Here is a 14,355-nt window from a genome sequence, read left to right as displayed (position 1 = left end):
GCCCGTGCGTCGGGACAAGTATGAGCACGAGTGGTCACAGCGAGCAAGCACACGCGGGCTCGGCGTGTCGTCACTCGGTGGCTTCCAGCGCGCGCTGACTCATGGTCGCCGCGATCTGCGCGTCGCGGCCCTTGGCTCGGTGCTGATATCGCATCGCCGCTCCCGGGGTGCTGTGACCGAGGCGAGCCATCAGCTCGGCCACGGTCGCGTCAGCGCCCGCGGCTCGGACCGCCGAGAAGTGCCGAAGGTCGTGCAGACGAAGGTCCGGCCGGCCCGCGGCGTCGCGAGCGACCATGAAGACCCGATAGAAGGGCCCGTGCTGCCAGTGGTCGTCCCCGCCGGCGGTAGCGGGGAAGACCAGGGCGTCAGGGTGGCTCGGAACATGCTGTGCCAGATGGGTTTTCACCGCATCAACGATGTGCGGGGGGAGGGCTACGTCGCGTATGCCAGCGTCGGACTTCGGAGGCTTGACCTGTGGCTGGTTGCCGACCCAGGTCACCGCACGCTCAACTCGGACGACACCTTGTTTGAGGCGCAGGTCTCGCCTGCGAAGCTCGGTCACCTCGCCGAAGCGGAGCCCCGCCCATGCGCACAACAGCACCAGTGCGCGGAGCCGATCGGGCATCGCCTCGGTCAGCGCGGCGACCTCCTGCACGTCGGGCACGTCGACGTCCCGCTTGCCTCTGCCGGTCGTCGCGGCGCCGTCGATGGTGCAAGGGTTCGCGCGCGGCGCACCGCGGTCCGCTGCGCGATTCTCGCGGATGTGCTGATCGATGGTCTGCTTGAGCAGCGCGTACGCGTGGGCTCGCTGCGTCGGCTTCGTCGGGTCCAGCGCGTCGTACCAGCCCGACACGTCGGTCTCGGTGATCTTGTCCACCGGCAGCGCGCCCAGGCCGGGCAGGATCACGCGGTCGAGCAGCTGTCGATAGTGCTCGATCGTCCTGGGAGAGAGAGGCTGACCCCGTTTGCGGCGCCGAGCGATCGCTCCGGGCGCGTACTCGGCCAGCGTCACGCCGCCCTTGCGCTTGTTCTCGCGGTCGGCAGGCGACGACCAGGTGTCGGGGTCGGCGCAGCGGCGACGCTCTTGGTTCAGCCACTCCTCGGCGTCGCCCTTCGTCTCGAAGGTCCTCGGCGCGGTGTGTCGCCGGGCGTCCGGGCCGGTGTAGGCCGCCTGGTAACGGCCCGAGGGCAGCTTGCGCAGCGCCCCCCAGCCGCGCTTGCCCTTCTTCCCCGCCATGAGTCCTCCCGTAGTCGTGCGATCTGACGTGCGCGCTGCGTGCAATACGAGAGTCTATGCATGTCCGCTTGTGACCACTCATTGGACGGGGTACTCTCGCGGTATTCCGGGGCTGAGTGCCGCGAGGCTCGCGATTCCGCGGTTCCTGCAATGGAGCCGGTGACAGGAGTCGAACCCGCGACATCCTCTTTACAAGAGAGGCGCTCTACCAACTGAGCTACACCGGCGCGGCCCGGGGGACGGGCCGGTCAAGGCTACCTCGCGGCCCCGTTGAGGATCATTGTCGCCTCGCGGCGGTTGCCCGCGCCGACGAGCGCGAGGATCGCCGAGACCTCCCGCTCGACGGTGCGCACTGACGTCCCCAGCCGGCGCGCGGTCGTGACGTCCTTGTCGCCGCGGGCGAGCGACCGGGCGACCTCGAGCTGGCGCGAGGTCGGAACGTCGGGCGCGTCCTCGGCGGGCTCGCTGACCTCGAGCAGGTCGTCGCGCAGCTCGCGCAGCGGCAGCAGCAGCTCGTGGTTGGTCGAGGCGTACAGCGTCGGTTCGTGCCGCCGCGTGACCGGTCCGGCGATCATCGCGACGTGGTCGTCGACTAGGGTGAGGTCCATCGCCACGGGCGCGACGCGCACGCCGGTGCCGGGGCAGGCGAGCAGCGGGCAGCGGGCCACGGCCTGCTCGGGGACCATCACGCTGAGCCGCACGGGCCGCACCGTCTCGGGGCACGGGCCGGGCAGCCGCCAGCCGGTCTGCATCCGCGTCACGCTGGCGCGGGCCATCGACTCGATCCGATCGACCTGCTCGTCGATCGCGTGGCGCCCGACCGCGACCAGGCGCAACCGCGGGTCGCTCGGGGCGAGCGCCACGGCGAGCATCTCCTCGCGCAGCGCGCTGCCGCGCCGTTGCAGATCCAGGTCGGTCCGGGGTGAAAGCTGAGTCATCGTCATGGTCGCGAACGCTCCTTCGAGGTCTCGCGGCTACGACGTCACCCGGCCCGGGGTTCGTTCCGCCCGGATCCGATCAGCGCGGCGGCATGCGCAGCGCGCCGTCGAGCCGGATCACCTCGCCGTTGAGCATCGGGTTGTCGACGATGTGGGCGACGAGCGCGGCGTACTCCGCCGGCCGGCCCAGCCGCGACGGGTGCGGCACCTGCGCCTCGAGCACCGACTTCACGTCGTTCGGCAGCCCCGCGAGCATCGGCGTCTCGAACGTGCCGGGCGCGATCGTCATGACGCGAATCCCCTTGTCCGCCAGGTCTCGTGCGCTGGTGAGGGTGAGTCCGACGATGCCGCCCTTGGACGAGGCGTACGCCGCCTGGCCGATCTGTCCGTCGAACGCGGCGACCGACGCGGTCATCACGACGACGCCCCGGTCGCCGTCGACCGGCTCGTTGCCGAGCATCGCCTCGGCCGACAGGCGCAGCACGTTGAACGTGCCGATCAGGTTGATCTCGATGACCGTGCGGTAGTCCTCGAGGCTGTGCACCCCGCGCTTGCTGATGATCCGCCCGGGGGTGCCGACGCCCGCGCAGTTGACGACCACGCGCAGCTCGCCGAGCTCCTTCGCCGCGTCGATCGCGGCCTGCACCTGCTGCTCGTCGCGCACGTCGGTGGCGACGAACGTGGCCCGCTCGCCGAGCTCGGCGGCCAGGTCGGCGCCGCGCGAACCCTCGAGGTCGGCCAGCACCACGGCCGCGCCGTCGGCGTGGAGCCGGCGGGCGGTCGCCTCGCCGAGGCCGGAGCCTCCGCCGGTGACGAGGGCAACGGTCTTGTCGTCGATCTGCACGTGAATCCCTTTCAGGCAGTGAGCAGCTGGCGCGAGATGACCAGCCGCTGGATCTGGTTGGTGCCTTCGAAGATCTGGGTGACCTTGGCGTCGCGGAAGAACCGCTCGGCCGGGAAGTCCTGGGTGTAGCCCGCGCCGCCCAGCACCTGCACCGCGTCGGTCGTGACCCGCATCGCCGCGTCGGTGGCGGTCAGCTTGGCGACCGCGGCCTCCTTGGTGAACGGCATGCCGGCGTCGCGCAGCCGCGCGGCGTGCAGGTAGGCGGTGCGCCCCGAGCTGACGGCGGTCTCCATGTCGGCGAGCAGGAACGCGAGCCCCTGGTTGCGACCGAACTGCTTGCGCTCGCGGGCGTACGCGATCGCCAGGTCGAGTGCTGCCTGGCCGAGTCCCGTTGCGGCGGCGGCGATTCCGAGGCGTCCGGAGTCGAGGGCGGTGAGCGCCAGCTTCATGCCCATGCCCTCCTCGCCGACGAGGCGGTCGGGGCCGACCCGCACGTTGTCGAGGATCACCTCGCGCACCGGGTCGCTCGCGAGCCCCATCTTCTTCTCGGGCTCGGCGAACGTGAGGTCGTCCGGCGGGACGAGGAAGCAGGACAGGCCCTTCGTCGGGTCGTCGCCGGTGCGCGCGAACACCGTGTAGAAGTCGGCGTGGCCGGCGTTGGAGATCCACGCCTTGCGCCCGCGCAGCACCCAGCCGCCGTCGTCGTCGCGCCGGGCGCGGGTCGAGATCGCGGAGACGTCGGACCCGGCCTGGGGCTCGGAAAGGCAGTAGGCGCCGAGCTTTTCGCCGCTCAGCATGTCGGGCAGGAAGGTCTCCTGCTGCTCGCGGCTGCCCATGGTGGCGATGGGGTAGCAGCTGAGGCTGTGCACCGACGCGCCGACGGCGACGGACATCCAGGTCGAGGCGATCTCCTCGATCACCTGCAGATAGACCTCCTGCGGCTGGCCGCCCCCGCCGAGGTCCTCGGGGTAGGGGAGCGACAGCAGGCCGGCCTGCCCCAGCGTGCGATAGGTCTCGCGCGGCATCTCGCCCTTGCGCTCGGTCTCGTCGACCACGGGGGCCAGGCTGCGGCGACAGACGTCACGCGTCAGCTCGATGAGGTCTGCCGACTCCGTTGTCGGCAACAGTCGCTGCACGGGCATGGGCGCAGGTTAACCGGGCGACGGTGACCTGGATCACGCCGGGGGTGAGCGCCGGACGCACCCGCCCCCACCCCGGTGGACGGATGGAGAATCTGTCGCCTACCGTGGTCAGCGCGAAAGATTCTTCACCGTGAGAGGGGTTGTCATGAGCGTCTTCCCGAAGATCCTGGTCGACCAGGCCCACAGCAGTGCGTGGTCGCTGAGCCGTGAGGTGGCGGCGCGGATGAACCCCGCCAACCCGGCCGACGCGAGCCTGGCCCGCGCCGCCGAGGTGCTGCAGGGCACCGGTCTGCAGGTCGTGGGCCACGAGCAGGGGGAGCTCACCGCCGACGCGCTCGAGGGCGCCGACGTGCTGGTCGTCGCGCACCCGGCCGAGGCGCGCTCGGAGCGCGTCGTCGGCGACCTGCCTCCGGTGCTGACCGGCGCCGAGCTCGACGCGGTCGAGCAGTTCGTCCGGTCCGGCGGCGGCCTGGTGGTGCTCGGCGAGTGCGACCAGGACACCTACGGCAACAACGTCAACGAGCTCCTCGCGCGGTTCGGCCTGGGGCTGCGCAGCACCCTCGTGCACGAGTCGGCCGAGGGCGGCCGCCGGCACCAGGGCAACGCGACCTGGGTGCTGGCCGAGGCCGGCGAGGGGGCCGGTCAGGGTCTGCTGGCCGGCGTCGACGAGGTCGCGTTCTACCGCGCCGGCACCATCGACACCAGCGAGGCTCCGCAGGCTCTCGTGCTGCAGCGCACCAGCGCCACCGCCGACCCCGCGCGACAGCCGGTCGCCGTCGCGCTCCCGGTCGACGCCGGCCGCGTGGTCGTGCTCGCCGACTCCGACCTCGCGGGCGACGACTCGATCGACGAGCTCGACAACGCGCGCTTCGTCAGCAACGTGGTCACCTGGGCGAGCGGCGGCAACCGCGCCGCGACCCTCACCGCGGTGAGCGGTTCCGGCACCGTCGACCTGCCCGAGTGGCAGCGCCTCAAGGCCGCGGTCGTCGAGCTGCGCGCCACGCAGAGCAAGGACGGCTCGATCGACGGCGAGCAGCACGACCTCGACCGTGCCCGCGAGCTCGTCGACACCATGAAGCGCGAGATCGCTGCGCTGGCACCGCGATTCCCGCACGACGCCGACTACCTCGCGGCCCTCCCCGGCGACCTCGACCGCTGGGTCGGGTCCGGCTTCGCCAAGCCCGACTTCCTCGACTCGCTCATGGCGTTCCGCCCCGACCTCTCGCGCGAGGACGGCATCGAGCACCTGGTGGTCTTCCCGATGTACACCCAGAACGGCAACCCCGACCGGGTCTTCGAGGCACTGCTGGTGTCCGTGCAGTGGCCGGACTGGCTCGCCGAGGTGGAGCAGACGTACGACAACAAGATGTTCCTCGCGGTGAACTTCATCGACTTCACCCCCGGCTACGACACCAACTCGGCCGTGCTGTTCCCCGAAACCGTTGCGGTGCGGGAGGTTCCGAAGTTCAGCTGGGGCGCGATCTTCTGCGACCGGGAGGGCGCCCGCTTCCGCCGCGTCGTCTCCGAGGCCTCGTCGCTGCTCGGGCTGCAGCTGCCGCCCGACGCCGAGCGGCTCGTGCGCTCGCAGGACCTCGCGCAGTCGACCTTCGCGATGTGGGACCTGATCCACGACCGCACGCACAGCCACGGCGACCTGCCGTTCGACCCGTTCATGATCAAGCAGCGGATGCCGTTCTGGATGTACGCCCTCGAGGAGCTGCGCTGCGACCTGAACACCTTCCGGCAGGCCGTCGAGCTGGAGAAGCAGGGGCAGCCGTACGCCAAGCTCGTGCAGTACGCCATCCTCTTCGACCGGCTGTTCCGCTTCCCGATCACCGGTGAGCGGGTGCGCAACTACGACGGCCTCGGCGGGCAGCTGCTGTTCGCCTACCTGCACAGCCAGGACGCGCTGCGCTGGACCGACAACCAGCTGTCGTTCGACTGGCGACGGGTGCCCGAGGTCGTGGTCGCGCTGTGCGACGACGTCGAGAAGCTATACCGCTCCGGCATCGACCGGTCGCGCGTCGGGCACTGGCTGGCGTCGTACGAGTTCGTCACCACCTACGTCGCGCCGCACCCGGCCTCGACCTGGGCCAAGGGTGCTGCCGCGCTGCCGCTGGACGGCCCGCCCAAGGGCCTGACCGACCTGGTGCAGCCCGACGAGTTCCCGCTCAACGTCTTCTACGAGGCGCTGCGCAAGAAGCTCGGCGACACCATCGCCTCGACCTCGGGCATCACCGCCACCAGCGCGGACACCCGGGTGGCCGCGTGAGCCTGCGCGACGCCGTCGTCGTGGTCACCGGCGCGACCGGCGCGGCCGGTCCGCCGGTGATCGAGCGGCTGGTCGACGCCGGCGCCACGGTCGTCGCGGTCGGGCGCGACCGCGCGAGCCTCGACGCCCTCGCCGGTGAGCGGGTCGTACCGGCTGTGGTCGACCTGCTCGACGCCGAGGCGACCGAGGCGTTCGGTCGGCAGCTGCTGGCCGAGCACGGACGGGTCGACGGGCTGGTGCACCTGGTCGGCGGCTGGCGGGGCGGCAAGGGCATCGTCGAGGCCGACCTCGCCGACTACCGATGGCTGCACGACAACCTCGTCGTCACGCTGCAGCACGCCACGCGCGCGCTGCACGACCCGATCGCGGCGTCGCCGATCGGGCGGGTGGTCATCGTGTCGACCACGGCGCTCGACCGCCCGACCGCCGGGAACGCGTTCTACCTCACGGCCAAGGCGGGTGCCGAGGCCTGGATGCAGGCGCTGGCGCACTCCTTCCGCGAGACCGAGGCGGCCGCGGTGGTGCTGCGCATCAAGGCGCTGCTGACGCCGCAGATGCGCGAGGACAAGCCGGAGGCGAAGTTCACCGGCTACACGCCTGTCGCGCTGCTCGCCGACGTCGTGGTCGACCAGTTCGAGGAGCCGGCAGCGCAGATCAACGGCGGCACCTTCTCGGCCCTGCCCGGCTGACCTCCCCCGTCGCTGAAACGCGGTTAAAGCGCTACGACCGTGCTGCAGCGAAGTCGTAGCGCTACAACCGCGTTCTAGCCGAAGGAGAACGTCTGTGAGCATGGTCCGGTGACCGACAGCCTGAACCCGTTGCACGACCCCACCGCCCGAGGATTCGCCAGCGACAACTACGCCGGGATCCACCCCGAGGTGCTGGCCGCCCTGGTGCGGGCCAACGGGGGGCACCAGGTGGCGTACGGCGCCGACGTCTACACCGAGCGGCTGCAGGAGCGCTGCCGCGAGCACTTCGGCGAGCGCGCGCAGACGTTCCCCGTGTTCAACGGGACGGGCGCGAACGTCGTTGCGCTGCAAGCGGTTACCGACCGCTGGGAGGCCGTCGTGTGCACCAGCACGGCGCACATCCACGTCGACGAGTGCGCCGCGCCCGAGCGGATGGGCGGGCTGAAGCTGCTCGCCCTCGACACCCCCGACGGCAAGCTCACGCCCGACCAGATCGACGCGGTCGTGCTCCGCCACGACGACGAGCACGCGGCCCAGGCCAAGGTCGTCTCGATCACCCAGTCGACCGAGCTCGGCACCTGTTACACCGTCGAGGAGATCCGGGCGCTGGCCGACCGCGCGCACCGCGACGGGCTCGTGCTGCACGTCGACGGGTCACGGCTGGCCAACGCCGCGGCGCACCTCGGCGTCGGCTTCCGGGAGATGGTGCACGACACCGGCGTCGACATCCTGTCGCTGGGCGGCACCAAGAGCGGGGCGATGGTCGGGGAGGCCGTGGTCGTGCTCAACCCCGACGCGGTGCGCGGGACGAAGTTCCTGCGCAAGCAGTCGATGCAGCTCGCCTCGAAGATGCGGTTCGTCTCGGTGCAGCTCGAGGCGCTGCTCACCGACGACCTCGCGATCCGCAACGCCGCCCACGCCAACGCCATGGCGACCCGCCTCGCCGACGGCGTGTGCGACCTGCCGGGCCTCACCCTCACCCGCCCGGTGCAGGCCAATGCGGTCTTCCCGGTGCTGCCGCACGAGGTGAGCCGACGGCTCATGCAGCGGTTCCCGTTCTACTTCTGGGACGAGGTGACCGGCGAGGTGCGGTGGATGTGCGCCTTCGACACCACCGAGGCTGACGTCGACGCCTTCGTCGCCGCGGTGCGCGAGGAGCTCGGCTAGCTCCGCCGCGCCCCGGCTGGTGGGTGCCCTGAGACGTACATCTGGACAGGACGAACGCGCCCGGGCCTACGCGGTTCCGCAGGATCTCGGGCGGTCGCGCGCGTTCTTCCTGTCCAGATGCGCGCGTGGGGGTCTCGATACGCCGCGCTCGTCCCTCGCGCGACTACTCGACCGGCGTGCTCACCAGAGGTGCATCGCCTGGGCCAGTACCTCGCGGGCGTCGGCGGCCCCGACCGGGCGGGGAGCCGTGGTCAGCAGGCGCTGCTGCTTCATCGTCCCCTCGACCAGCGCGTCGAGGTCGGACTCGGAGAACCCTACGGCGGCAAGGCCGTTCGGGATCCCGATGTCCTGATAGAGCGCGACCAGCACCGAGGGGAGCAGCTCGCGGTCGTCGGCGTGGGTGGCGTCGGGGGCCAGGCGGCGGGCCGCGGCCAGGTGCCGCTCGGGCGCCGCGTCGAACGTGAAACGGAACGCGGCCGGCGCGGTGAGGGCGACCGCCATGCCGTGCGGCACCATCGCCTCGTCGCCCGGGTAGCCGTCCGGGCGAAAACCCTTGACCTGACCCGCGATCGGGTAGGCGTTGGCGTGGGGGAGATGCACGCCGGCGTTGCCGAAGCCCATCCCGGCGAACGTCGCCGCCATCGCCATGGCGCCCCGCGCGTCGGTGTTCGCGCCGTCGGCGACGGCGGTGCGGAAGCTGCCCGACATCAGGTCCAGCGCCTTCTCGCACCACATGTCGGCGATCGGGTTGGACCCGCAGTACGGCACGCGCTGCTCGGGCGCCTTGTGCTCGTACGTCGTGTAGGGCCGGGCCGTGTAGCTCTCCAGCGCGTGGCACAGGATGTCCATGCCCGCGCTGGCGGTCACCATCGGCGGCTGCGACACGGTGAGCTCGGGGTCGATCACCGCCATCATCGGGCGCAGCCGGGCGTGGCTGATGCCGCTCTTGACGTGCTGGTCGAGCACGTCGAGCACGCACACCGTGGTGCTCTCGGCGCCGGTGCCGGTCGTGGTCGGCACGGCGATGAGCGGCAGCAGCGGCGACGTCGGGGCCTTGCCGCCACCGACCGGGGCGTTGACGTAGTCGAGCAGGTCGCCGTCGTTGGTGAGCATCAGGTTGACCGCCTTGGCGGTGTCGATGCTGGAGCCGCCGCCCACCGCGACGATCGCGTCGAACGGCCCGTTCTCGCGGGCGAACGCCACGGCCTCGGCCATGCTCCGGTCGGTCGGCTCGACGTGGCTGCCGTCGAAAATCACTGAGTCCACACCGAACTCGGACATCTGGTCGGCGACCTTGCGCGGCCCGCCGGACGCCGCGATGCCCGAATCCGTGACGACCAGCGCCCGCGTGGCGCCGGTCGTGCTGAGGTCGTAACCGATCTCGTCGCTGGACCCCGGGCCGAACTTCAGCTGCGGCGCGCCGTAGGTGAAGACCTGCTCCGGGCGCGCGGGCGTGGGGTGGGTCATGACGTCTCCTCGAGGGCGGGGTCGAGCGGGGCGACGGTGGGTCGCTTGGGCTGCACGGTGTCGCCGGAGCTGCGGCCCTGCACCCGACGCTGCACCCACGGCGACAGGTGCGTGCGCACCCACGCCGCGTGGCTCTGCGCGGTGGCCCAGCGACCGAGCGGCTCAGCGGGACTCAGCGGCGAGGTCCAGTCCAGCCCCGGCTCCAGACCGAGCGTCCACGCGGCCTGCGCGGCGACCCGCTCGTGCCCGACGGTCGACAGGTGGATGCGGTCCTCGGACCACATGTCGGGGTGGCGCAGCACGCGCATCGACCACACGTCGAGCACGGAGCAGCCGTTGCGCTGCGCGATGCCCCAGACGTTCGCGCTGTGCACCGCCAGCCGCGGACGCACGTGCTTGAGCACCGGCGCCCAGCCCGGGTCGGCCGTCGTGGCGAGCAGCACGTCGGCGCCGGACGCCCGCAGCCGCTGGACGGCACCCTCGAGCCGCGCGGCGACCGCGTCGAGGTCGACCTTGGGCCGCAGGGCGTCGTTCGCGCCGCCGACGACGCTCACCAGGTCGGGCGACAGCTCCAGCGCGGCGTCGGTCTGCGGGCCGGTGACGTCACCGACGAGGCGACCGCGGATCGCGAGGTTCGCATAGCCGAAAGGCTTGTCCTCGCTGGTGTTTCGCGCACCGAGGTATGCCGCGAGGCGGTCGGCCCAACCGACGTACACCTCCGGGTCGTCGGGTGACCGGTCGCTCATGCCCTCGGTGAAGGAGTCGCCGATGGCGACGTATCGCTCCCACCGGCGTCCGGTGGGCGAGGCGGTGGGGTTCATGCCAGCTGCCAATCGATCGGGGCGGCGCCCTGCTGCTCGAGCAGGGCGTTCGCGCGGCTGAACGGACGCGACCCGAAGAAGCCGGACCGCGCGGAGAGCGGCGAGGGGTGGGCGCTCTCGACGTAGGGGACCGAGCCCAGGTGCGGGGCCAGGTTGCGCGCGTCGCGGCCCCACAGGATCGCGACGAGCGGCTCGTCGCGGGCGACGAGCGCGTTGATCGCCGCCGCGGTGACGTGCTCCCAGCCCCGGCCGCGGTGGCTGCCGGGGGTGCCCGGGCGCACGGTCAGCACCCGGTTGAGCAGCAGCACGCCGTGCTCGGTCCACGGCGTGAGGTCACCGTTGGCGGGACGGGGAAGGCCGAGGTCGCTCTCCAGCTCGGTGTAGATGTTCTGCAGGCTGCGCGGCACCGGGCGTACGTCCGGGGCCACCGAGAAGCACAGCCCGACCGCGTGCCCCGGGGTCGGGTAGGGGTCCTGCCCGACGATGAGCACCCGCACCTCCTCGAACGGGCGCTGGAAGGCGCGCAGGACGTTCTCGGCGGCCGGGAGGTAGCCGCGGCCCTCCTGCAGCTCGGCCCGCAGGAACTCGCCTGCCTCCGTGAGGTGCTCGCGCGCCGGCGACAGCGCGGGCACCCAGCTTTCGTGGACGAGTTCCTCGAGCGGGCGAGCGACCATGGCGGCCAATCTAACGAGCGGCCGTTCGCCCCTAGACTCGACATCCGTGCACGAGTACACCGACCAGACCCGGGCGCTGGCCGCCGACATCCTGCGTTACGCCGAGGAGCGGCTTCGGATGGACCCCGTGCCGCTCGACGCGCCGCTCACCAAGGACCAGCTCGACGAGATCGCCGGGGGAGCGATCACGCCGCGGGGCCGTGGCGGGGTGGCGGCCCTGGACCTGTTCGCCGAGAAGCTCGCGCCCGCGTGCCTGTCGATCGACCACCCGCGATACCTGTCCTTCATCCCGTGCGCGCCCACGCGCGAGGCAGCGATGTTCGACCTGGTCGTCGGCGCGTCCTCGATCTACGCCGGCTCCTGGCTCGAGGGCGCCGGCGCCGTCTACGCCGAGAACCAGGCGCTGCGCTGGATCGCCGACCTCGCGGGCTTCCCCGAGCAGGCGGGCGGCTCGTTCGTGCAGGGCGGCACGATCGGCAACCTCTCCGCGCTCGTGACCGCCCGCGCGACCGCGCGGGAGCAGGCCGCCGAGGGCGTACGGCCGTATCGCATCGCGGCCACCGTCGGCTCGCACTCCTCGATCGCCACCGCCTGCCGCGTGATGGACGCCGAGCAGGTGCAGGTGCCGGTCAACGACCGCATGCAGCTCACCGGCGAGCGGCTGCGCGAGGTGCTGCTCGAGCACGGGCCCGAGACGTTCTTCGCGGTCGTCGCGACCGCCGGCAGCACCAACTTCGGCATCGTCGACGACCTGGCGTCGGTCGCCGAGGTCTGCGCGGAGTTCGGGATCTGGTTCCACGTCGACGGCGCGTACGGCGGTGCCGGCCTGGCCGCACCGTCGATCCGGGCGAAGTACGCCGGGATCGAGCGCGCCGACAGCTTCATCGTCGACCCGCACAAGTGGCTGTTCGCGCCGTTCGACTGCTGCGCGCTGATCTATCGCGAGCCGGCGCTCGCGCGGGTCGCGCACACCCAGCACGCCACCTACCTCGACGTGCTCAACGACGCCCCCGAGTGGAACCCGACCGACTACTCCGTCGGCCTCACGCGGCGCGCCCGCGGCCTGCCGTTCTGGTTCTCCCTCGTCGCCAACGGCACCGACGCCTACACCGCCGCGATCGAGCACACCCTGGCCGTCGCGCGGTTCGCCCAGCGCGAGGTCGAGCGCCGGCCGTACGTCGAGGTCGTGCGCGACGCCGACCTCACCGTCCTGGTGTTCCGCCGGCTGGGCTGGAGCACCGAGGACTACTACGCCTGGTCCGACAAGCTGCTCGCCGACCAGGTCGGCTTCGTGGTGCCGACCTCGCACGAGGGGGAGACGCTCGCGCGGTTCGCGATCGTCAACCCCAAGACGACCGAGGACGACATCCGGGTGCTGCTGGACTCGATGGCCTGAGCGCGCGGGCCCCGGGCGCTGCTCCTGGCGACTCACTCGTCACAGCCGCCACAGGCGTACCGGCTGGTCGTGGTGGGAATGACAGCGCTGTAGTTCCGCCGTACGATCGGGGCCAAGCAGTCCCGACCGCACGCTTGGAGATCACCACCGATGAGCGCCGCCGAGCAGTCCCAGCAGCAGCCGCAGACCGGCTCCCTGAGCGACCGCGACCGCGACATCCTCGCCTTCGAGCGGCAGTGGTGGAAGTTCCCCGGCTCCAAGGAGCAGATGATCCGCGAGCGGTTCGACATGGGCTCCACCCGCTACTACCAGGTGCTCAACGCGCTGATCGACACCCCGGCCGCGCTCGAGCACGACCCGATGCTGGTCAAGCGGCTGCGCCGGCTGCGCGCCTCGCGCATGAAGCAGCGCTCGGCGCGCCGCCTCGGCTTCGACACCTGAGCCGCTCCACGATCCGGAACGGCCCGACCGAGCCGGCCACCGCCGCACGCCGGTCTGCCAGGGTGAGCCCATGCGCATCGGAATGCCGTTGGGATATGCAGGTGGCTTCTCCGAGGTCGCCGACGAGGTCGGGGAGCTCGAGCGGGTCGGCGTCGACATCGTCTTCGTGCCCGAGGCGTACAGCTTCGACGCGGTGAGCCAGCTCGGCTTCCTCGCCGCGCGCACCGAGCGCATCCAGCTCGCCTCGGGCATCCTGCAGATCTTCACCCGCACGCCCACCCTCACCGCGATGACCGCGGCGGGTCTCGACTACGTCTCCGGCGGCCGGTTCGTGCTCGGCATCGGCGCCTCGGGGCCGCAGGTCATCGAGGGTTTCCACGGCGTCCCCTACGACGCGCCGCTCGGCCGCACCCGCGAGATCGTCGACATCTGCCACCAGGTGTGGCGGCGCGAGAAGGTCGAGCACGACGGGCGCCACTACCGCATCCCGCTGCCGGCCGAGGAGGGCACCGGCCTCGGCAAGCCGCTGAAGCTCATCAACCACCCGGTGCGCGACCGCATCCCGATCCTCATCGCCGCGCTCGGCCCGAAGAACGTCGAGATGACCGCCGAGATCGCCGAGGGCTGGCAGCCGATCTTCTTCTACCCCGAGAAGGCCGAGTCGGTCTGGGGCGAGCCGCTGGCCAAGGGCCGTGCCAAGCGCGACCCCGCGCTCGGCGACCTCGACGTGTGCGTCGGGCCGCCGCTCGCGATCGGCGACGACACCGACGAGCTGCTCGAGCTGCCGCGCCTGCAGCTCGCGCTCTACATCGGCGGCATGGGCGCCCGCGGCAAGAACTTCTACTACTCCCTCGCCGAGCGCTACGGCTTCGCCGACGACGCCGCCCGCATCCAGGAGCACTACCTGGCCGGGCGCAAGGACGAGGCCGCCAAGGCCGTGCCCGACGAGCTCGTACGCCAGACCTCGCTCATCGGGACCGAGGACTTCGTGCGCGGCCGGGTGAAGGCGTACGCCGACGCGGGCGTGACCACGCTCGCGGTGCACCCGCTCGCGGGCGACGCCTCCGGCCGGAACGCCCAGATCGAGGCGCTGCGCTCGCTGCTGCCGTAGGGGCTGCCGCACGGCGCGTTCCGGGCCGTGCGTCCGCCGCCCTCCATTTGCACTCGGCCCCTCCGAGTGCTAATCATGGCTTTAGCACTCTCCTGGTGAGAGTGACAGACCTGGCCGTGGTGTCGAGGGGTCGAGCGACGGGCGACGTGAGCCCGG

13 protein-coding genes and 1 tRNA gene are annotated in these 14,355 nt (G+C 71.6%); 6 read left to right on the top strand and 8 right to left on the bottom strand.

All coding sequences use genetic code 11. The features are described 5' to 3' along the window. Positions 1-70: 70 nt before the first annotated feature. From FB554_RS12640 to FB554_RS12620, 5 genes are all read right to left on the bottom strand, one after another. Positions 71-1,237, bottom strand: coding sequence for a tyrosine-type recombinase/integrase (locus FB554_RS12640; RefSeq protein ID WP_142006599.1), 1,167 nt, complete (start codon positions 1,235-1,237; stop codon positions 71-73). Positions 1,238-1,388: 151 nt separating this feature from the next. Further along, a tRNA-Thr gene (locus FB554_RS12635) sits at positions 1,389-1,464 on the bottom strand. Between the two features lie 27 nt (positions 1,465-1,491). Further along, positions 1,492-2,181 carry a helix-turn-helix domain-containing protein gene (locus FB554_RS12630; protein ID WP_142006597.1) on the bottom strand — a complete coding sequence of 230 codons (690 nt, stop codon included), beginning with the start codon at positions 2,179-2,181 and terminating at the stop codon, positions 1,492-1,494. Between the two features lie 73 nt (positions 2,182-2,254). Then, on the bottom strand, positions 2,255-3,019 hold the full coding sequence (locus tag FB554_RS12625; RefSeq protein WP_142006595.1) for a 3-hydroxyacyl-CoA dehydrogenase: 765 nt from the start codon (positions 3,017-3,019) through the stop codon (positions 2,255-2,257). An 11-nt stretch (positions 3,020-3,030) separates the two neighbouring features. Beyond that, a complete protein-coding gene (locus tag FB554_RS12620) occupies positions 3,031-4,161 on the bottom strand; it encodes an acyl-CoA dehydrogenase family protein (RefSeq protein ID WP_142006593.1) in 1,131 nt (376 codons plus the stop codon). 145 nt (positions 4,162-4,306) lie between these two features. On the opposite strand from FB554_RS12620, the gene FB554_RS12615 reads away from it, so the two are divergent. The 3 genes from FB554_RS12615 to FB554_RS12605 all read left to right on the top strand — a co-directional run bounded on the left by FB554_RS12615 (position 4,307) and on the right by FB554_RS12605 (position 8,289). After that, positions 4,307-6,433 (top strand): DUF6421 family protein, encoded by a 2,127-nt coding sequence (locus tag FB554_RS12615; RefSeq protein ID WP_142006591.1) that lies wholly within the window; start codon positions 4,307-4,309, stop codon positions 6,431-6,433. Beyond that, entirely contained in the window at positions 6,430-7,122 is a 693-nt protein-coding gene (locus FB554_RS12610) for an SDR family NAD(P)-dependent oxidoreductase (protein ID WP_142006589.1), read from the top strand. The genes FB554_RS12615 and FB554_RS12610 overlap by 4 nt, the downstream gene beginning before the upstream one ends. Positions 7,123-7,230: 108 nt before the next feature. Then, positions 7,231-8,289, top strand: a complete 1,059-nt coding sequence (locus FB554_RS12605) for a threonine aldolase family protein (protein WP_142006587.1) — start codon at positions 7,231-7,233, stop codon at positions 8,287-8,289. A gap of 180 nt (positions 8,290-8,469) precedes the next feature. On the opposite strand, the gene FB554_RS12600 is transcribed toward FB554_RS12605, so the two are convergent. From FB554_RS12600 to FB554_RS12590, 3 genes are read right to left on the bottom strand one after another with little or no spacing between them, the layout of a single operon-like run. Then, the gene (locus tag FB554_RS12600) at positions 8,470-9,756 is read right to left on the bottom strand and encodes a hydroxyacid-oxoacid transhydrogenase (protein WP_142006585.1); all 1,287 of its coding nucleotides are present in this window, start codon (positions 9,754-9,756) and stop codon (positions 8,470-8,472) included. Continuing rightward, a complete protein-coding gene (locus FB554_RS12595) occupies positions 9,753-10,577 on the bottom strand; it encodes an SGNH/GDSL hydrolase family protein (RefSeq protein ID WP_142006583.1) in 825 nt (274 codons plus the stop codon). Before FB554_RS12595 ends, FB554_RS12600 begins: the two co-directional genes overlap by 4 nt. Next, a complete protein-coding gene (locus FB554_RS12590) occupies positions 10,574-11,251 on the bottom strand; it encodes a uracil-DNA glycosylase (RefSeq protein ID WP_142006581.1) in 678 nt (225 codons plus the stop codon). Before FB554_RS12590 ends, FB554_RS12595 begins: the two co-directional genes overlap by 4 nt. 46 nt (positions 11,252-11,297) lie before the next feature. Between FB554_RS12590 and FB554_RS12585 the strand changes: the two genes are divergently transcribed. The 3 genes from FB554_RS12585 to FB554_RS12575 all read left to right on the top strand — a co-directional run bounded on the left by FB554_RS12585 (position 11,298) and on the right by FB554_RS12575 (position 14,199). Continuing rightward, positions 11,298-12,647 carry a pyridoxal phosphate-dependent decarboxylase family protein gene (locus FB554_RS12585; protein ID WP_420809467.1) on the top strand — a complete coding sequence of 450 codons (1,350 nt, stop codon included), beginning with the start codon at positions 11,298-11,300 and terminating at the stop codon, positions 12,645-12,647. 150 nt (positions 12,648-12,797) lie between these two features. Then, positions 12,798-13,088: a DUF3263 domain-containing protein gene (locus tag FB554_RS12580; RefSeq protein ID WP_142006577.1), complete on the top strand. Its 291-nt coding sequence runs from the start codon at positions 12,798-12,800 to the stop codon at positions 13,086-13,088. A gap of 70 nt (positions 13,089-13,158) precedes the next feature. Further along, the gene (locus FB554_RS12575; protein WP_142006575.1) at positions 13,159-14,199 is read left to right on the top strand and encodes an LLM class F420-dependent oxidoreductase; all 1,041 of its coding nucleotides are present in this window, start codon (positions 13,159-13,161) and stop codon (positions 14,197-14,199) included. Positions 14,200-14,355: the final 156 nt, after the last annotated feature.

This window comes from Barrientosiimonas humi, assembly GCF_006716095.1.
Classification (GTDB): Bacteria; Actinomycetota; Actinomycetes; order Actinomycetales; family Dermatophilaceae; genus Barrientosiimonas; species Barrientosiimonas humi.
This window is presented reverse-complemented; position numbering and strand designations above follow the sequence as displayed.